This is a genomic window from Streptomyces sp. NPDC030809 (genome assembly GCF_055572195.1).
This window is the reverse complement of the sequence record NZ_JBVIDV010000025.1, coordinates 1-17075: the sequence shown is the minus strand read 5'-3', so window position 1 is coordinate 17075 and position 17075 is coordinate 1. Positions and strand designations below refer to the sequence as shown.

The following is a 17075-nucleotide window of genomic DNA, read 5'->3' as shown; positions in this document are numbered from 1 at the left end:
CGCCATCATGGCTGTACAGACTGTTACCCCTACGCCGGTCGCCTCCGTCGATCTCGGTCCCGCCGCCGCCCTGTCCTGTCGCGAGTGCGGCACGCGGTTCGACCTCGGTCCCATCTTCGCCTGCGCCGAGTGTTTCGGCCCCCTCGAAGTCGCGTACGAGCTGCCCGCCGGTGATCCCGAGGCCCTCCGGGCGCAGATCGAGGCCGGCCCGGACAGCATCTGGCGCTACGCCCCCCTCCTGCCGGTCCCGGCGGACGTGGCGGACAAGCCGAACCTGAACCCCGGCTTCACCAAGCTCGTCGACGCCGCGAACCTGGCCAAGGAGCTGGGCGTCACCGGCAAGCTCTACGTCAAGGACGACTCCGGCAACCCGACGCACTCCTTCAAGGACCGCGTCGTCGCGATCGCCGTCGAGGCCGCCCGCGCCTTCGGCTACACCACCCTCTCCTGCTCCTCCACCGGCAACCTGGCCGGCGCCGTCGGCGCCGCCGCCGCCCGCGCCGGCTTCCGCTCCTGCGTGTTCATCCCGCACGACCTGGAGCAGGGCAAGGTCGTCATGGCCGCGGTGTACGGCGGGGACCTGGTCGGCATCGAGGGCAACTACGACGACGTGAACCGCTTCTGCTCCGAGCTCATCGGCGACCCGCTGGGCGAGGGCTGGGGCTTCGTCAACGTCAACCTGCGCCCCTACTACGGCGAGGGCTCCAAGACCCTGGCGTACGAGATCTGCGAGCAGCTCGGCTGGCAGCTGCCCGACCAGATCGTCATCCCGATCGCCTCCGGCTCCCAGCTCACGAAGATCGACAAGGGTCTCCAGGAGCTCATCAAGCTGGGCCTGGTCGAGGACAAGCCGTACAAGATCTTCGGCGCCCAGGCCGAGGGCTGCTCCCCGGTCTCCACCGCCTTCAAGGCCGGCCACGAGGTGGTCCGCCCGCAGAAGCCGAACACCATCGCCAAGTCCCTGGCGATCGGCAACCCGGCCGACGGCCCGTACGTCCTGGACATCGCGCGCCGCACCGGCGGCTACGTGGAGGACGTCAACGACGAGCAGGTCGTGGACGCGATCCGGCTGCTCGCCCGGACCGAGGGCATCTTCGCCGAGACCGCGGGCGGCGTGACCGTCGGCGTGACGAAGAAGCTCATCGAGGACGGCCGCCTCGACCCGAGCCTCACCACCGTCGTCCTCAACACCGGCGACGGCCTCAAGACCCTGGAAGCGGTCTCCGGCACCGGCCAGACCGCGACCATCCGCCCGAGCCTGGACGCGTTCCGCGCCGCCGGCCTGGCCTGACCATCCCCCTGCACCCCGGAAGGGCAGTAGAGCCATGAGCGTCAACGTCCGCATCCCCACCATCCTGCGCACCTACACCGGCGGCCGGGCCGAGGTCCCCGCCGAGGGCGCCACCCTCGCCGAGGTCATCGCGTCCCTGGAGAGCAACCACCCGGGCATCGCCGCCCGCGTGCTCGACGACCAGGGCAAGCTGCGCCGCTTCGTGAACGTCTACGTGAACGACGACGACGTGCGCTTCGAGGGCGGCCTCGCGACGGCCACGCCGGACGGCGCGGGCGTGTCGATCATCCCGGCGGTCGCGGGCGGCTGCTGACCCCTTCCGGAGTTCCGAAGACTTCTTCTGAATTGCCCCTTCCGCAAAAGCGGAGGGGGCAATTCTGCTTGATTGGGCGCGGTAGGGTTGGGGTAGCCCCCGGCGTTGTTTGTGTTCCTCGTGTGTGAGTACGGTCGGCGAGGGGCGACATCGGGCCAATGTGCGTGCGCCGTATGTCACTTGGGGTGGGATTTGTCCTGCCCGACTTGCCCGGGAATCTACGCGGTTTTCGCGTGATGTCGATGTATTGACGTGTCTTGAATTCTCGTCGGAATGACCTGTTGCAGACCGCGGTCGGGCAGATACATTCAGCCGCGGTCGAAGCGTTCCGGCGCACTTTCTGACCCGGGACCGCGAAGTGCGGTCCTGTTGCAAGGGCCAGTAACAGGGGAGTTAGCCATGGCTCAGGGCACCGTCAAGTGGTTCAACGCGGAGAAGGGCTACGGCTTCATCGCGGTCGACGGTGGTGCGGACGTGTTCGTCCACTACAGCGCGATCCAGATGGACGGGTACCGCACCCTTGAAGAAGGTCAGCGAGTCGAGTTCGAGATCTCGCAGGGCCAGAAGGGTCCGCAGGCGGACATGGTCAAGCTCGCACTCGGCTGAGCCCGGGCGATCGACCGACCACCGACGCTTACACGCACGAGGGGCCTGCATCCACACCGGATGCGGGCCCCTCGTGCGTGTGCGGGGCGCCTTCGGCAGGCGTACGCCGCACCGGGGGCACGCGCACCTTCCGGACGGGTGCGCGGACCTTCGCTGCGCCCCCGCCGAGTCGTGAGAGCCGCTTGCACTCGGAGGGGTCGAGTGCTAATCATTGGCGTTAGCACTCTCCGGGTGAGAGTGATAAAGACGAGGACCGGGTCGGTGAGGCCCGCAGGCCTGCGGGGCAAGGAACCGCACGGCATGCAGGCCGTCCGTCGCGGGCGCCAGGCGCGGTCCGAAGCAATCCACCCCAGTCCGGGAGGACCACTTCAATGGCCAAGATCATCGCGTTCGACGAGGAGGCCCGGCGCGGTCTCGAGCGCGGCATGAACCAGCTCGCCGACGCCGTCAAGGTCACCCTTGGCCCCAAGGGTCGCAACGTCGTCCTTGAGAAGAAGTGGGGCGCCCCCACGATCACCAACGATGGTGTGTCCATCGCCAAGGAGATCGAGCTGGAGGACCCGTACGAGAAGATCGGCGCCGAGCTGGTCAAGGAAGTCGCCAAGAAGACGGACGACGTCGCCGGCGACGGTACGACCACCGCCACCGTCCTCGCCCAGGCCCTGGTCCGCGAGGGCCTGCGCAACGTGGCCGCCGGCGCCAACCCGATGGCCCTCAAGCGTGGTATCGAGAAGGCCGTCGAGGCCGTCTCGGGCGCCCTGCTGGAGCAGGCGAAGGATGTCGAGACCAAGGAGCAGATCGCTTCCACGGCCTCCATCTCCGCCGCCGACACCCAGATCGGCGAGCTCATCGCCGAGGCCATGGACAAGGTCGGCAAGGAAGGCGTCATCACCGTCGAGGAGTCCCAGACCTTCGGTCTGGAGCTGGAGCTCACCGAGGGCATGCGCTTCGACAAGGGCTACATCTCGGCGTACTTCGCCACCGACATGGAGCGTATGGAGGCCTCGCTGGAGGACCCGTACATCCTGATCGTGAACTCCAAGGTCGGCAACGTGAAGGACCTCCTTCCGCTGCTGGAGAAGGTCATGCAGTCCGGCAAGCCGCTGCTGATCATCGCCGAGGACGTCGAGGGCGAGGCCCTGTCCACCCTGGTCGTCAACAAGATCCGCGGCACCTTCAAGTCCGTCGCGGTCAAGGCCCCGGGCTTCGGCGACCGCCGCAAGGCCATGCTGGGCGACATCGCCATCCTCACCGGTGGCACGGTCATCTCCGAGGAGGTCGGCCTCAAGCTGGAGAACGCGGGCCTCGACCTGCTCGGCCGCGCCCGCAAGGTCGTCATCACCAAGGACGAGACCACCATCGTCGACGGTGCCGGTGACAGCGACCAGGTCGCCGGTCGCGTGAACCAGATCCGCGCCGAGATCGAGAACTCCGACTCGGACTACGACCGCGAGAAGCTCCAGGAGCGCCTGGCGAAGCTCGCGGGCGGCGTGGCGGTCATCAAGGCCGGTGCCGCGACCGAGGTCGAGCTCAAGGAGCGCAAGCACCGCATCGAGGACGCCGTTCGCAACGCGAAGGCGGCCGTCGAGGAGGGCATCGTCGCCGGTGGTGGCGTGGCCCTGCTGCAGGCCTCCCAGGTCTTCGAGAAGCTGGAGCTGGAGGGCGACGAGGCCACCGGTGCCGCCGCCGTCAAGCTGGCGCTCGAGGCCCCGCTGAAGCAGATCTCCGTGAACGCCGGCCTCGAGGGTGGCGTCATCGTGGAGAAGGTGCGCAACCTGCCCGTCGGCCACGGCCTGAACGCCGCCACCGGCGAGTACGTGGACATGATCGCCGAGGGCATCATCGACCCGGCGAAGGTCACGCGCTCCGCGCTGCAGAACGCGGCCTCCATCGCCGCGCTGTTCCTCACCACCGAGGCCGTCATCGCCGACAAGCCGGAGAAGGCTGCTGCCGCTCCGGGCGGCATGCCGGGCGGTGACATGGACTTCTGATCCACCCCTGCGGGTAGATCGGCTGTTCTCACCGAGGGCGGTATCCCTTTCGCGTCACGCGGAGGGGGTGCCGCCCTCGGGCGTTTGCTCACGGCAGGAGAGTGAAGGGAACGGGGCGGTTGGGTCGCACCACTGTGATGTCGCCGGAGCGTTCGGCGAGGTCGCCCTTGCCGCTGTGCAGCATGCCGACGAAGTCGGGCAGCGGCCATTCCTCCGTGCCGTCCTCGCTCATCGTGCTCTCTCGCACGATCGCCAGTATCGGAGCGACCTGCTCATCGGGAAGCCGGTCGATGAGTGCATGCAGTTCATCCCGCAAAGTGCTCATGCTCCCAGCGTACGGCGGCACTGGTCTGCACGGGTGCGGACCTGGGCCGGGGTGAGGGTGGGGGTGAAGACCGGCGGGCGGGGGGTGTCCGGGCGGCAGGCGCGGCAGCGGCCTTCGGTGAAGGCGGCGGCGGGGCCCGGGGCCTGGCATTCGGTGCACTCGGCGCGGGGCGGGGCCTCGGGGGCCTGCGGGGCCGGGGCGGCCGGGGGCGGGGCGGGGAGTTTGGACTCCAGGCGCTTGCGGATGAGGGCCGCCGGGTGGTGGACCACCGGCGGCAGGCCCGCGGTGAGGGTCAGCCGGATGCGGTCGGGGGAGATGCCGCGGTCCAGCCAGGGGACCAGGAGCGGGGCGAGGGCCGTGCAGTCGGCCTTGGAGAGCGCCAGGGCGGGGCTGCTGCGGCCCAGCGAGGAGAGGATGCCGTACGCGTCCGAGGGCGGGGGTACGGGTGGCTCCGGGGCGGCGGCGGCCGGGGGCGGTGCGGTGGGCACCGGGGAGGGCGGCGGTTCCGGGGAGGGTGGTGGAGGGGCGGCCGGTGCGGGGGACTCCCTGCGGGTGAACGTGGTCCACCAGGCGCCGTCGCGCGCGGTCCGGGAGAAGAAGGTACGGGTGACCCAGCGGGTTCCCTGGCCGGGCAGTTGCTGCCGGACGCGGTGCAAGTGCCCCGCTGTCGTCAGGCGGTTGAGTGCGGTGCGCAGGGCGCACTGGCCCCACAGGGGCAGGACCGCGGCGAGGGTCTTGACGCTGATGTCCGAGCCCTCGGGCAGCCGGTCGATGTACGCGGCGACGGCCGCCTCGCGGGCCGGGAGGCGCGCGAAGTCGTCGGCAGAGCGGGGCCGTTGCTCCGGTGCGGCGATTTTTCCGTAACCGGGCTTGGCGAGGGGGTGCGGGGCAGCCCTAAGCTGGGTGTCGTCCACGGGGATCCTTGCTCGATCTCTCGCTGGTCTGGCCCTCGTCGGTGTTTGTGGCACCTGCGGGGGCCTTCTACGTTTCCAGCCGCAAGTTAGAGCCCCGTGGCACTCCGTTGCAAGCCGATCACGGATTGTCATACCGCATGCTGTGGTGGGCGGTTGGGAGGGTGGTGGGGGGTGGTGGGCTCCGCCCACCACCCATTCCGAACACAAACGGCTCGACCGCCGGAACTTGAGCTTCGGGCCCCGAGCCGGGGGTGACGGGCGTCACATCGGGCCGTGTCACATCCCGCCGACCCGATCCGTCATAGAGGTGAAGTCGCCGATCACGACGAAGGAGTTCACCATGGACGCCCGCCTCAACCTCCACGCCAGCGCCATCGCCGGCAAGGCCGGCAAGCACCTCGTCGCCGCCGGGCGCGCCCTGCACGGTTCGACCCTGCCGCACGCGGTCCAGGAACTGGTGAAGATCCGCGCCAGCCAGATCAACGGCTGCGGATTCTGCACCGACATGCACGTCAAGGAGGCAACCGCCGCGGGCGAGACGGCCCTGCGCCTGAGCCTGGTCGCGGTCTGGCGCGAGGCCACCTGCTTCACCGAGGCCGAGCGCGCGGCCCTGGAGCTCGCCGAGGAAGGCACCCGGATCGCGGACGCGGCCGGCGGGGTCCCGGACGCGGTCTGGGCGAACGCGGCCAAGCACTACGACGAGGAGCAGCTCGCCGCCCTCGTCGCGCTGATAGCGATCATCAACGCCTTCAACCGCCTGAACGTCATCGTCCAGCAGCCGGCGGGCTCGTACCAGCCGGGCCAGTTCGCGTAACCGGGGCGCGGCGCTGCCCGCGAGGCCCGGCCGGGGCTCAAGCCCCGGCCGGGCCTCGCCGTGTGGTCAGAGCGCCCCGGTTCCGGCGGCCCGCACGAACGGCGCCCACGCGGCGGCCCGGAACACGAGCACCGGGCCGGTGCCGCGGCGCTTTGAATCCCGCACGGGGACGACACCCTCGACGGTGGCGACCTCCACGCAGTCGTCGCCACCGCCACCGCTGTACGTGGACTTGCGCCAGGCTGCGTCCGGGAAGTCGTGCCCGACCTCGACGCAGTCGCCTCCGTCGCCGCCGCTGCGGCTGGACTTGCTCCAGATGGCCTGGCTCAGGTCGTAGTCGTTGTGCATCTCGTGTGCCTCCGCTGCCGCTTCGAGCATGGCCAGGGATGTGTCCGGGGACTTGGCCGCCGCCCTTGCAAGATCGTAGAGGTGGCGGCACTGAGCCACCACGGGCGGGTCGTCCAACAGCCGCCCTGTTTCGATGCTTTGAACGTAGGCGACCGGTGGCGCGTCGGGGAAGGACATCAGCTTCACCGAGCCTTGCATGGCTCCGTGCGCGCCCTCGCCGTACGGCAGCACCTGAACGATGATTCGCCCGCTCTCGACGAGGCCCGCGATGTGGCGCAGCTGCGCCCCCATGGCCGCGTGACCGCCCACGGGGCGGCGGATGACGGCTTCGTCCAAGACCACCCACACCCGCACCTGGCCCCGGCCGGCGAGGATGCGCGCCCGCGCCAGCCGCGCATCGACGGCCTCGGTGATCTCGTCCGGCGGCCAGGTCGGATTCGCCGACCGGAAGATGGCGCGGGCGTACTCGGCGGTCTGGAGCAGTCCCGGAACGAGTATCGGCGCGTACTCCTGGATCTCGTTGGCCTCCCCCTCCCGCTCGACCACGTTTGCAAAATGGTCGGGGTAGCGCGAGGTCTGCCCGGCCGCCAGGTTGCGGACGAAGAACCCCTTCGCGTCCAAGACTTCGTCCAGCCGTCGCGCGTACTCCTCCTGAACGCGCCGTGTCCCGGCCTCCAGTTGGCCGATGAACGAGCCGCTCACGTACAGCGCCTCGCCCAGCTCTTGCTGGGTGAGCCCGGCGCGCTCGCGGTGGTGGCGGAGTTCGGCTCCGTAGAAGGCCCGTGGGGACCGGGAGGGGTCGATCTTGCGCGGCTCCGGCATCCGGGATCTCCCAACGCAGCATCCAACAACGGGTTTGTTGGGCCCGTCGCCCTGTTCCCACCGTAGCGCCGCCCGCCACGCTGTGTGCGTGAACGCACTACTCAGAGTGCGGGGTGAAAGGAGAGGCGCATGGGTACGGACTGGGCGGCGCGGATGCGGCTGGCGGAGGAGGTGCTCGGGGACCTGCGGGCCGAGCTGGAGGAGGCGGGGATCGCCCTGCCCTCCGTCCGGCTGGACCCCGTATCGAGCGCCGGGAACGACCCGCGCCCGCTGATCGACCTGGGCCGGTGCAATCCGGCCACCGCCGCACAGCTCGCGGCGACCCTCCGCGGGGCGCGGCTGTTCATCGATGCGGCGGCGCTCGACCCTGACCCCAGGGATATGTGCAATGCGGCGACCCGAGCCATGGGGACGGTGGTGGCGGAGTGACCCCCGGTGGCAGAGTCGAGGGGTGACGAGCGCACCTGACGTACGGAACGAACAGACTGCCGCGGAAGTCGACTTCTACTTCGATCCCGCCTGCCCCTTCGCGTGGATCACCTCGCGGTGGATCACCGAGGTGCAGGCGCACCGCGAACTGGACCTGCGGTTCCGGGTGATGAGCCTGTACGTGCTCAACGAGGGCCGGGAGCTCCCGGACTGGTACCGGGACCTGGTGGACCGCTCGCTGGCGCTGACGCGGATCTGCGCGGCGGTCGCCGAGCGGCACGGGGAGCAGGAGCTGCCCGCGCTGTACACGGCGATGGGGACGCGGATCCACAAGCTGGGGAACAAGGACTTCCTGGCGGTCGCCAAGGAGTCCCTGGAGGAGACCGGTCTGCCCGCGGAGCTGCTCGGCGCCGCGGACACCGATGCGTACGACGAGGCGCTGCGGCGCAGCCACCGCGAGGGCATGGAACCGGTCGGCGAGGACGTGGGGACGCCCACGATCCACATCGACGGGGTGGCCTTCTTCGGGCCGGTGCTCAATTCCATCCCGCGCGGGGAGGAGGCGGCGCGGCTCTTCGACGCCGCGCGGACCCTGGCCTCGTACCCGGACTTCTTCGAGCTGAAGCGGACCCGGACGGGGGCGCTCAGGTTCGACTGACGGCCGGGTCGGCACCCGTCGGCTCCGCGGGGCACCGCGGGGCGGTCTCGCGGCCGATCAGGAAGCCTAGCTGGAAGCGGTGTGCGGCGCCGTACTCCGTCTTCAGGTGGGAGACGTGCGACTGGAGCGAGCGCAGGCTGAGACCCAGCCGGCGCGCGATCTCGCGGTCCGACCGGCCCTCGGCGAGCAGTTTGGCGATGGCCTCGCGGATCGCGGGGACCACGTCGGCGGCGGCCTCGGCGGCGCGGACGGGGACGAAGGGGTAGGGGGCGGCGCGGTCCCAGGCCCGTTCGAAGATGTCGGTGAGGAAGCGGACCACGGCGGGCTCGGTGACGACGGCGGCAATGGAGCGGTCGGCGTTGGCGGGCAGGAACGCCGCCTTGCGGTCCACGATGATCAGGCGGTCGAAGAACTCGTCCAGGGTGCGGATCTGGGCGCCGTACGACGTGGCCGTGCGGACGTACTCCTTGGTGGCCTCGTCGAAGCGGGTGCTGTGCTGGTACAGCGTCCGCATCGCGACCCCGGCGGAGATCCGGCCGCGGACGGCCTCCAGCGCGGCCTGGAGGACCGCGCCCGGGCGGGGGCCCTCCGGCTGGGCGGTGAGGATCTCCTCCTGGGCGGCGTCCAGGTGGTCCTGCATGGCGGCGAGTATCTCCGGCTTGCCGTGCACGTAGCTGAACCCGGGCCCGTCGCCGGGTGGTTGCGGCCCCTTGCCGGCGCGGGCGATCGAGTCCGCTCCGGCCGTGAGCCGGCGTGCCAGCTCACCCAGGTGCCAGGCGGCTTCCCTCAGCGCCTGTTGCGGATCTGCGGCACTCGTTTCCCTCTGCTGCGGCATCCGTATCCCCCCGGATCTGCGTCTACGTCCGGGACCAGGATGGCCGAAGGCTCCACGGGGGTGGGCCTTCGGCCCCCCTGGTGACGTGCTTGTGACCAGGCAGTGTTCGGAATCCGACGGTCCGTTAGCCGTCTTCTTTTCGTGATCACCGGACGTACAACGTCCGGCGGGCCGAACCGGTCGAACCGGGCATGAAGACTCGTCTCCTCCTGCCGGCCGCGGCCGGCCTGGCGGCCCTCGCCCTGTCGGCGCCGGTCTCCGCCGCCGAGCCGGCGGCCCCGGCGGCGGCCTCCGCGCCCGCCACCCCGGCCCCGGCCCCCGCTCCCGACCCCGCCGAGCCGCCCATCACGCTCTCCTCGTGGCCCGTCAACGTAGGCCTCGGGTACTGGCGGCGGCTGGAGGTCCGCTACGACAACCCGGGTGCGGCCGTCCCTGCCGGGTACACCATCACCGTGGACCTCGCGGGGGTCGACGCCTTCATCAGGGCCGAGCCCGACGAGCCCAGGTCGGTCTACTGCAAGACCACCGGCACCAAGATGATCTGCAAGCCGCAGTTCGGCCTGATCCGCAAGAACACCGCCGACGGCTGGCTGGCCTCGATCGCCCTGTACCCCCGGCCCGGCGCCAAGGTCGGCGACAAGGGGGCCGTGACGGTGTCGGTGGACGCCCCCGGGCGCACGGTGGAGTCCGTCACCACCACGGTGGAGGTCGGCGGCCCCGACCTCGCCATGACGATGCCCAAGCACAACCGCACGCCCAAGCGGGGCGCGAAGATCCCGCTGCCGTTCACCTTCACCAACAAGGGCACCGAGCCCGTCACCGACGTCCTGCTGACCGCGGAGGCCACGTACGGCGTCCAGACGGGTGACACCCACCGCAACTGCTCGTACCGCCTCGGCGGAATGCTCGGCCGGCCGGAGAGCGACCTCGACACCGTGGCCACCTACCAGTGCCGCATCAAGGGCACCTTCGAGCCCGGCAAGACCTACCGCCTGGCGTCCCCGATCGCGATGCGCGTCGCCGACTGGGCCCGGTACTCGGAGCACTTCGAGATCCGGGTGGACGAGGACAACGCGGAACACCGCAGGATCTGGCGTCAGGACGCGCACAAGGCCCGCCCGGGCACCGGACCCGAGCTCGCGTTCGTGCAGGTGCCCACGGCCGCGGCGCAGCAGATCGGCGAGCACGGCCGGGACGTGAACCCCTACAACAGCCACTACTGGGGGTCGCTGGAGGTGCAGGACGCGTGGGCGGACTTCGGCACCGTGGGCACCACCGTGCGCGGCAAGGCCGGTGACACGGTGAAGGCCACGGTCAGGCTGCGCAACCACGGCCCCGCCTACTTCTACTCGGCGCGGCAGGTCCTGGGGATCCTGAAGCTGCCGGAGGGGGTCAAGGTGGTCAAGGCCGACCCCGCGTGCACGGCGGTCAAGCGGGCGGACGGCACCGTGAAGCACCACTCCTGCACGGTGGTCCCGCCGGGCGGCCGCAGCTACGTGAAGCCGCAGGAGGAGTTCTCGTACACCTTCACCCTGAAGCTGACCCGGACGCTCAGGAACGTCTCCGGCACGTTCTCGGTGCGGGTCCTCACGGACGACTTCGAGGACCGGAACGTCGCGAACGACAAGGCGCCGGTGCGGGTGAACCCGACGACCCGCTGACCCGCGGGCGGGGGAGGATGGGGGCGGCGGCCGGCGGGCCGGCCGCGACACGGAGGAGAGAGCCGCATGGCAGCAGTCGGAATGCACCACCCGAAGGAGGACGCGGAGTTCGACTTCGTCCTCGCCCACCTGCCCGGTCGGCCGGTGCTCGCCTTCTTCTGGGGCGTCTGGTCCGCCCCCTGCAAGACCCTGGAGCCCCTCGTGCGCGACCTGGCCCGCGAGTACGCCGGCCGGGTCGCGTTCGTCCGCACCGACATCGTCCGCTGCCCGGCGGCCACCAAGCGCTACGAGGTCCTGGGCGCCCCCACCTTCGTCCTCCTCCGCGACGGCGAGCCGGTCGCCCGCACGGACGAGGCGGTGGACGCAGCAGGCGTCCGCACCTTCCTGGACGCGCACCTCTAGCAGGAGCCGGGCGGGGGTTGCTGCACGCGTCGCCCGATCGTGGGACGCTGAGGGAAGGCGGTCCCGGGCCGCCTGACCGCTGATCTACGTTCACGCCCATGGGCCACAGGAGAGGGGACCCGCGATGACCGCTGCCATGGTCGAGCCCGGCCGGAACACCGGTGGCCGTGCGTGGGAGTACCTGCTGCAGAGCTGGCGTGAACTGGACGTGCCGGAGGGCTGGCGCGCCGAGATCGACGGAGGACAGATCACCTTGGTGCCGCCGCCCCACCGCCACCACAACGGGATCGCCGCGAGGGTGCAGCGCGCACTCTACGGAGTGCTGCCCTCGGAGTGGGAGGTCTACCAGACGCTCGGCATCGAGATCGCCCCGCTGGCGAAGCTGTACGTGCCGGACCTGGTGGTCATGCCCTCGGAACTGGTCGAAGGCGTGGACCCGGATGCGAGTGCGCCGGTCGACGCTGCCGAGGCGAAGCTCGTCGTCGAGATCACCTCGAAGGGGAACGCCGACGACGACCGCAAGAAGAAGCTCTGGGCCTACGCCCATGCTCCGGTCCCGCTGTACGTGCTGATCGACCGCTTCGACCCGCACGGCCCCACCGCCACGCTCTTCAGCCACCCCAGGAACGGCGCCTACCAGGACACCCACCGGGTGCCGTTCGGCAGCCCCCTGGAGCTCCCCGCCCCCTTCGAGCTGAAGCTCGACACGGGGATCTTCCCGGGCTGACCTGCCCTGGTGTCCCTGCGAAGGGTTCAGCGGGCGAACGAGCGCCCGAGACCGACCCCGGATCCCGGCAGCCGGAGGTCGGCTGCGGTTGCCTGCCAGGTGTCCGTGATACGCCCCGCTGTGTAGGAGAGGCAGGTCAGCGAGGGGCGGTCGAGGTCGGTGACGTACGCGTTGCCCGAACCCACGAACAGCTCGGCACGCCGGTCACCATTGGTGTCGGCCATGTGCACCGCACCGCCGAACTGCTCCCCGACCCGGGCCGATCCCGGAACCGGCCCGGTTTCGCGGTCCAGTGAACGGGCGCCGTAGGCCGTGTCCAACCCGTGGGGAGACCCCTGGATCACGGTGACGCGGCCGGCCAGTGCTCTGCCGGAGACGGTCTGGCCGAATGCACCGACCAGCAGGTCCGCGAAGCCGTCCGCGTTGACATCCCCCAGGCTGACATCGCTTCCGAACCGGTCCTCGGGCTCCGAGACGCCCGGAACGCCCGCGGTCTCCTGGTGCACGAGACGAGGCGTTCGGGAGGGGCCGGTGGCGGAACCGGGGAAGACCCGGACCTGGCCTGCCCCGTTCCGGGCGCCCGGCTCAGCAAGGACAAGCTCGTCCTTGCCGTCTCCGTCGAAGTCGCCGGCCGCGAGCTTGGAACCCCACATGCGGAATTGACTTGGGTCGGCAGGCGGAGCCGGCAGGGGGTGTGGGTCCTTGACCGTCACGGCTTTCGCGAGTCCGCCGAGTGTTCCCCAGACGACCGTGACTTGTCCGGAATGCTGGTTTTCTCCGGTCGCGCCAATGGCCAGATCCGACAGGCCGTCTCCGTCGAAATCGCCCACGGCAGAGGTCTCGCCGAAGTTGTCCCGGCAGCGGACAGCGTGGTGGCCACCGCGAGTGTGCGGAGGAAAGGCGCCTGCATGCGAGACCTTTCGAGTGGGAGCACGAACAGGTCGGGAACGTACTGCTGCGCCGCATGCTTGCAGAGGCGTGGGCCGTCACCGCGTGGAACCAGCCTGTGCCCGGCCTTGTCCGGACCGAACGTCCCGACGCGGCCTGCTCCGAACGGTGACGTCAGGTCCGGGCCGGGGACGGTTCCGGGTCGGGGGGCGTGGGGGCGGTGGCCGAGGGGGCGGGGGGTGCGGGGTTGAGGTCGGTCAGCATCTGGGGGGTGAAGCCGAAGAAGTAGGTGGCCAGGAAGCCCGTCAGGTAGGCGGTGAGGAGGCCGCCGGCGTAGAGGGCGAGGGTGGTCAGGGGGCCGGCGGAGCCGTCGAGGAGGGGGAAGAGGGCCCAGCCGGAGGGGCCGATGGCGGTGGCGCCGAAGGAGGCGCCGAGCTGGTGGAACAGGCCCACGAACGCGCCGCCCGCCGCCCCGCCCGCGCACGCCGTGACGAACGGGCGGCCCAGCGGGAGCGAGACCCCGTAGATCAGCGGCTCGCCCACCCCCAGGAGGCCCGCGGGCAGGGCGGACCGGATGGTGGCGCGGACGGAGGGGTTGCCGGGCAGCCGGAACCAGACCGCGACCGCCGCACCCACCTGCCCGGCGCCCGCCATCGCGAGGATGGGCAGCAGGACGGTGTGGCCCTGCTGCTCGATGAGCGTGGTGTGGATGGGGATCAGGGCCTGGTGCAGGCCCAGCATCACCAGGGGCAGGAACAGCCCGCCGAGGACCAGGCCGGCGAGGGCGCCGCCGTACGCGAGCAGGCGGTCGGCGAAGAGGCCGATGGCGTGGGAGACCTCCCCGGCCAGGAACATCAGGCCGTACAGGGTCACCAGGCCGGAGACGAGGACCGTGACGGTCGGGGTGACCAGCACGTCCACGGCCTCCGGCACCCGGCGCCGGCACCACTTCTCCACCCGTACGGCGAGCAGGGCCGCGGCCAGGGCGCCCAGGACCCCGCCCTGGCCGGGGGCGAGGGGCTGCCCGAAGGCCTCGATCTTCGCCACCCCCGGGAAGACGATCACGGCCGCCACGGCCCCGCCGAGCACCGGCGTGCCGCCGAACTCCCTGGCCGTGTTGACGCCGACGAAGACGGCGATCAGCGACATGAAGCCGGAGGCGATGGCGGCGAGGGACGGGACGATGCCGGGGAGCAGGTGCGCGTTGAGGAGCAGGCCGTTCAGGCCGGCGATGATGCCGCAGCCGATGAGGGCGGGGATCAGGGGGACGAAGACGTTCGCGATGCGGCGGAGGAGGAGTTTGAGGGGGGTGGCGTTGCGGGCCCGCTGGGCGTCCTTGAGGGCTGCGCCGCGGGTGGCGAGGTCGGGGGCGGCGAGGTCGGGGGCGGCCTGAGCGGGGGGAGCGGCGGCCTCCGCGAGGAGGGCCTCGAACTCCGGGGTCACCCGGGCGACCGTGCCCGGGCCGAGGACGATCTGGTACGTGCCGCCCCAGGCCCCGCCCCCGCCCCCGTCCCCGCCGTCGACCACGCCCAGGACGGCGGGGACGGCCCGCAGGGCTTCGTCCTGGACGAGGGAGCGGTCGCGGAGGCCCACGCGGAGGCGGGTCATGCAGTGGGCGACGGTGAGGATGTTGTCCGGGCCGCCGAGGAGGGGGAGGAGGGCCTCGGCGGTGGTGCGGTGGGGGGTGTCCGGTGCCATGGGGTGCCTTGCGCTCGGGTGTGCGGGGCGGGCTGTGCCCTGCGAGGCTTTCCCCCACCCGCCCCTTCCCGTAACAGCGGGACCCGCCGCTTGACCCCCGCGCAGCGCCCGAGGGGCGGGGCGGGCGGCGGCTGCGGGGTCGGGCGGCCGGCGACTGCACGGTCTGGCAGCCGGCGGCTACGGGCCGGGCGCCTACGGGGTCTGGCGGCTACGGGGCCGGGCGGCCCTTCGGCCGGCGGAGGCCCGCCTGCGTCAGGCGTCGGACCAGCTCCTTGCTGCCGACCTCGACCGCCCCCGCCGCCACCGCGTCCCCGTACCGCTCCGACGGCACGTCGTAGTGGTCTCCGTCGAAGGCCCGCTCCGGCGCCCCGATCCGCGCCGCGAACGCGTGCAGCTCCTCGTACGAGACATCGCTGACCAGGTGCGACCACATGCGGCCGTGACCCGGCCAGGTGGGCGGGTCGATGTAGACCGTCACGCGCCGGTCACCGGCCGAACACCCCGCCGAGCGCCCCGACCGACGCCACCTTGACCCCCGCCTTCCCGCACACCCAGTGCGGATCGGGCCCCAACTCCGGTTCCACGTCCAGCGCGTGGGGATCGCCGTGCGAGCACACCGGGCACAGCGGCCAGCGACCGTACTTCTCCAGCAGGGCGTCCTGCACGTCCTGGGCTATGAGGCCGGCCAGGTAGTCGATCCCCTCGGGCCACTGCTCCACCCACCAGCGGCGGTGCACGACCGAGTCCTCGACGAGCGTGACGACACCGGCGTCGGCGACCTCACCCGCTACGAGGTCGGCCAGCACCAGGGCACGGGCGGCGTGAAGCGCCTTCTCCAAAGAGGTCGCGTGGTCCATGGGCCCATTTTCACCCCATGGGACCAGTGGGGCGAAGGCCCGCTTTCCAGAGTGCCGGGATGTGCCCTTTTATCCGCACTTGTGCCGCCTTGACGCCCCCTCCGGCCTGAAAATACGGTGCGAAGCGGACCGCAGGCAGGAAGAAATTCTTCACCGTCCGTAGTCCGTACGGGGCGCGCTCCGCAGCCCCGGCCGTCAGGACCGGACCGCACCGGACCGGACCGGACAGGACAGGACCGCACCGGACCGGACAGGACAGGGGACGACCGCGCATGTACGCCGAGCTCCGCGCCCAGCTGGAATCCCTCACCACGGAGGCCTTCCGCCCCGAACTCGCCGAGATCGACCGGCAGTCCACGCTGGACATCGCCCGCACCATGAACGCCGAGGACGCCGCCGTCCCGGCCGCCGTCGCCGCGCAGCTCCCGCGGATCGCCGAGGTGATCGACGCGGTCGCGGCCCGGATGGCGGGCGGCGGGCGGCTGCTGTACGCGGGCGCCGGTACGGCCGGCCGGATGGGCGTCCTGGACGCGAGCGAGTGCCCGCCGACCTTCAACACCGACCCCTCGCAGGTCGTGGGCCTGATCGCGGGCGGGCCGGAGGCCGTGCTCCGGGCGGTGGAGGGGGCCGAGGACTCGCGGGAGCTGGCCGAGTCCGACCTGGCGGCGCTGGGCCTGACCGCGGCCGACACGGTCGTCGGCATCTCGGCCTCCGGGCGCACGCCGTACGCGCTCGGGGCGGTCGCGTACGGGCGGGCGGCGGGGGCGCTGACGGTGGGGCTGTCCTGCAACGAGGGCAGTCCGCTGGGGGAGGCGGCCGAGTACGGGATCGAGGTCGTGGTCGGTCCGGAACTCCTCGCCGGATCCACCCGGTTGAAGGCCGGCACGGCCCAGAAGCTGGTCCTCAACATGATCTCGACGATCACGATGATCCGGCTGGGCAAGACGTACGGGAACCTGATGGTCGACGTACGGGCCACGAACGAGAAGCTGCGGGCGCGGTCGCGGCGGATCGTCGCGCTGGCGACGGGGGCGGGGGACGGGGAGATCGAGGCGGCGCTGGAGGCGACGGGCGGCGAGGTCAAGCAGGCGATCCTGGTCATCCTCGGGGGCGTCGACGCGCCGACCGCGGCGCGGCGCCTGTCCGCGACCCAAGGCCATCTCCGCAACGCCTTGCCCAACTCCCCCTGACCCCGCGCCTCAATCGCCGACGAGGCTTGATTTCACCCGCAGGGTCTGTCTGCGGGGGGCCATTGCAGCCCCGCCGGGCACACTCCAGCCTCGCGGGGCAACCTTCAGCCTCGCCGGCGTTTGAGGCGCGGGGTCTGGGGCGGAGCCCCGGGCTTTTCAGCCCCGCCGGCGATTGAGGCGCGGGGCACGGGGCGGAGCCCCGGTTCGGGAAGGGGCGGGTAGGGGAAAGCCCCGCAGGGTCACGGCCCGGGCCCTTCGGGGGCTCCGCCCCCGCACCCCCGCGCCTCAATCGCCGGCGGGGCTTGG

General features: G+C 71.4%; 19 protein-coding genes. 11 read left to right on the top strand and 8 right to left on the bottom strand.

The window, feature by feature from the left end; translation table 11 throughout:
* Positions 1 to 7 precede the first annotated feature (7 nt).
* The 4 genes from thrC to groL all read left to right on the top strand — a co-directional run bounded on the left by thrC (position 8) and on the right by groL (position 4201).
* A complete protein-coding gene (gene thrC / locus ACZ407_RS28330) occupies positions 8 to 1291 on the top strand; it encodes a threonine synthase (protein WP_468133114.1) in 1284 nt (427 codons plus the stop codon).
* Between the two features lie 34 nt (positions 1292 to 1325).
* Positions 1326 to 1604, top strand: coding sequence for a MoaD/ThiS family protein (locus ACZ407_RS28325; protein WP_468133112.1), 279 nt, complete (start codon positions 1326 to 1328; stop codon positions 1602 to 1604).
* 399 nt (positions 1605 to 2003) lie between these two features.
* A complete protein-coding gene (locus ACZ407_RS28320; protein ID WP_030009783.1) occupies positions 2004 to 2210 on the top strand; it encodes a cold-shock protein in 207 nt (68 codons plus the stop codon).
* Between the two features lie 371 nt (positions 2211 to 2581).
* Complete coding sequence (gene groL, locus ACZ407_RS28315; protein WP_226734284.1) at positions 2582 to 4201, top strand: chaperonin GroEL; 1620 nt, start codon at positions 2582 to 2584, stop codon at positions 4199 to 4201.
* An 88-nt stretch (positions 4202 to 4289) separates the two neighbouring features.
* On the opposite strand, the gene ACZ407_RS28310 is transcribed toward groL, so the two are convergent.
* Positions 4290 to 4526, bottom strand: coding sequence for a hypothetical protein (locus ACZ407_RS28310; protein ID WP_468133110.1), 237 nt, complete (start codon positions 4524 to 4526; stop codon positions 4290 to 4292).
* Positions 4523 to 5440 (bottom strand): hypothetical protein, encoded by a 918-nt coding sequence (locus ACZ407_RS28305; RefSeq protein WP_468133108.1) that lies wholly within the window; start codon positions 5438 to 5440, stop codon positions 4523 to 4525. Before ACZ407_RS28305 ends, ACZ407_RS28310 begins: the two co-directional genes overlap by 4 nt.
* A 340-nt stretch (positions 5441 to 5780) precedes the next feature.
* Between ACZ407_RS28305 and ACZ407_RS28300 the strand changes: the two genes are divergently transcribed.
* A complete protein-coding gene (locus ACZ407_RS28300; RefSeq protein WP_468133271.1) occupies positions 5781 to 6254 on the top strand; it encodes a carboxymuconolactone decarboxylase family protein in 474 nt (157 codons plus the stop codon).
* A 66-nt stretch (positions 6255 to 6320) separates the two neighbouring features.
* Here ACZ407_RS28300 and ACZ407_RS28295 read toward each other — a convergent pair whose 3' ends face one another.
* Positions 6321 to 7424, bottom strand: coding sequence for a helix-turn-helix domain-containing protein (locus ACZ407_RS28295; protein ID WP_468133106.1), 1104 nt, complete (start codon positions 7422 to 7424; stop codon positions 6321 to 6323).
* 129 nt (positions 7425 to 7553) lie between these two features.
* Between ACZ407_RS28295 and ACZ407_RS28290 the strand changes: the two genes are divergently transcribed.
* On the top strand, positions 7554 to 7853 hold the full coding sequence (locus ACZ407_RS28290) for a hypothetical protein (protein WP_468133104.1): 300 nt from the start codon (positions 7554 to 7556) through the stop codon (positions 7851 to 7853).
* A gap of 22 nt (positions 7854 to 7875) precedes the next feature.
* Positions 7876 to 8511: a mycothiol-dependent nitroreductase Rv2466c family protein gene (locus ACZ407_RS28285; protein ID WP_468133102.1), complete on the top strand. Its 636-nt coding sequence runs from the start codon at positions 7876 to 7878 to the stop codon at positions 8509 to 8511.
* Here the strand turns inward: ACZ407_RS28285 and ACZ407_RS28280 are convergent.
* Positions 8498 to 9346, bottom strand: coding sequence for a LuxR family transcriptional regulator (locus ACZ407_RS28280; protein ID WP_468133100.1), 849 nt, complete (start codon positions 9344 to 9346; stop codon positions 8498 to 8500). The two genes, ACZ407_RS28285 and ACZ407_RS28280, sit on opposite strands and share 14 nt — an antisense overlap.
* Before the next feature lie 191 nt (positions 9347 to 9537).
* On the opposite strand from ACZ407_RS28280, the gene ACZ407_RS28275 reads away from it, so the two are divergent.
* The 3 genes from ACZ407_RS28275 to ACZ407_RS28265 all read left to right on the top strand — a co-directional run bounded on the left by ACZ407_RS28275 (position 9538) and on the right by ACZ407_RS28265 (position 12136).
* The gene (locus ACZ407_RS28275) at positions 9538 to 11007 is read left to right on the top strand and encodes a hypothetical protein (RefSeq protein WP_468133098.1); all 1470 of its coding nucleotides are present in this window, start codon (positions 9538 to 9540) and stop codon (positions 11005 to 11007) included.
* Positions 11008 to 11073: 66 nt separating this feature from the next.
* Positions 11074 to 11409, top strand: a complete 336-nt coding sequence (locus ACZ407_RS28270) for a thioredoxin family protein (RefSeq protein WP_468133097.1) — start codon at positions 11074 to 11076, stop codon at positions 11407 to 11409.
* A 124-nt stretch (positions 11410 to 11533) separates the two neighbouring features.
* Positions 11534 to 12136 carry a Uma2 family endonuclease gene (locus ACZ407_RS28265; RefSeq protein ID WP_468133096.1) on the top strand — a complete coding sequence of 201 codons (603 nt, stop codon included), beginning with the start codon at positions 11534 to 11536 and terminating at the stop codon, positions 12134 to 12136.
* A gap of 26 nt (positions 12137 to 12162) precedes the next feature.
* Here the strand turns inward: ACZ407_RS28265 and ACZ407_RS28260 are convergent, their stop codons facing one another.
* From ACZ407_RS28260 to ACZ407_RS28245, 4 genes are all read right to left on the bottom strand, one after another.
* Positions 12163 to 13110: an FG-GAP-like repeat-containing protein gene (locus tag ACZ407_RS28260; protein ID WP_468133269.1), complete on the bottom strand. Its 948-nt coding sequence runs from the start codon at positions 13108 to 13110 to the stop codon at positions 12163 to 12165.
* Between the two features lie 88 nt (positions 13111 to 13198).
* Complete coding sequence (locus tag ACZ407_RS28255) at positions 13199 to 14722, bottom strand: PTS transporter subunit EIIC (protein WP_468133094.1); 1524 nt, start codon at positions 14720 to 14722, stop codon at positions 13199 to 13201.
* Positions 14723 to 14930: 208 nt separating this feature from the next.
* Complete coding sequence (locus ACZ407_RS28250) at positions 14931 to 15200, bottom strand: DUF4031 domain-containing protein (RefSeq protein ID WP_468133092.1); 270 nt, start codon at positions 15198 to 15200, stop codon at positions 14931 to 14933.
* A gap of 7 nt (positions 15201 to 15207) precedes the next feature.
* On the bottom strand, positions 15208 to 15579 hold the full coding sequence (locus ACZ407_RS28245) for a hypothetical protein (protein WP_468133090.1): 372 nt from the start codon (positions 15577 to 15579) through the stop codon (positions 15208 to 15210).
* Positions 15580 to 15851: 272 nt separating this feature from the next.
* Between ACZ407_RS28245 and murQ the strand changes: the two genes are divergently transcribed.
* Positions 15852 to 16769 carry an N-acetylmuramic acid 6-phosphate etherase gene (gene murQ / locus ACZ407_RS28240; RefSeq protein WP_468133088.1) on the top strand — a complete coding sequence of 306 codons (918 nt, stop codon included), beginning with the start codon at positions 15852 to 15854 and terminating at the stop codon, positions 16767 to 16769.
* The last annotated feature ends 306 nt before the right edge of the window (positions 16770 to 17075 follow it).

Excerpts from the sequence above, each read along its gene's own strand:
- thrC (WP_468133114.1), top strand. The coding sequence starts at position 8 with ATGGCTGTACAGACTGTTACCCCTACGCCGGTCGCCTCCGTCGATCTC.
- ACZ407_RS28310 (WP_468133110.1), bottom strand. The coding sequence starts at position 4,526 with ATGAGCACTTTGCGGGATGAACTGCATGCACTCATCGACCGGCTTCCC.
- ACZ407_RS28245 (WP_468133090.1), bottom strand. The coding sequence starts at position 15,579 with ATGGACCACGCGACCTCTTTGGAGAAGGCGCTTCACGCCGCCCGTGCC.
- ACZ407_RS28275 (WP_468133098.1), top strand. The coding sequence starts at position 9,538 with ATGAAGACTCGTCTCCTCCTGCCGGCCGCGGCCGGCCTGGCGGCCCTC.
- ACZ407_RS28320 (WP_030009783.1), top strand. The coding sequence starts at position 2,004 with ATGGCTCAGGGCACCGTCAAGTGGTTCAACGCGGAGAAGGGCTACGGC.
- ACZ407_RS28270 (WP_468133097.1), top strand. The coding sequence starts at position 11,074 with ATGGCAGCAGTCGGAATGCACCACCCGAAGGAGGACGCGGAGTTCGAC.
- ACZ407_RS28295 (WP_468133106.1), bottom strand. The coding sequence starts at position 7,424 with ATGCCGGAGCCGCGCAAGATCGACCCCTCCCGGTCCCCACGGGCCTTC.
- ACZ407_RS28280 (WP_468133100.1), bottom strand. The coding sequence starts at position 9,346 with ATGCCGCAGCAGAGGGAAACGAGTGCCGCAGATCCGCAACAGGCGCTG.
- ACZ407_RS28325 (WP_468133112.1), top strand. The coding sequence starts at position 1,326 with ATGAGCGTCAACGTCCGCATCCCCACCATCCTGCGCACCTACACCGGC.
- groL (WP_226734284.1), top strand. The coding sequence starts at position 2,582 with ATGGCCAAGATCATCGCGTTCGACGAGGAGGCCCGGCGCGGTCTCGAG.
- ACZ407_RS28300 (WP_468133271.1), top strand. The coding sequence starts at position 5,781 with ATGGACGCCCGCCTCAACCTCCACGCCAGCGCCATCGCCGGCAAGGCC.
- murQ (WP_468133088.1), top strand. The coding sequence starts at position 15,852 with ATGTACGCCGAGCTCCGCGCCCAGCTGGAATCCCTCACCACGGAGGCC.
- ACZ407_RS28290 (WP_468133104.1), top strand. The coding sequence starts at position 7,554 with ATGGGTACGGACTGGGCGGCGCGGATGCGGCTGGCGGAGGAGGTGCTC.
- ACZ407_RS28255 (WP_468133094.1), bottom strand. The coding sequence starts at position 14,722 with ATGGCACCGGACACCCCCCACCGCACCACCGCCGAGGCCCTCCTCCCC.
- ACZ407_RS28265 (WP_468133096.1), top strand. The coding sequence starts at position 11,534 with ATGACCGCTGCCATGGTCGAGCCCGGCCGGAACACCGGTGGCCGTGCG.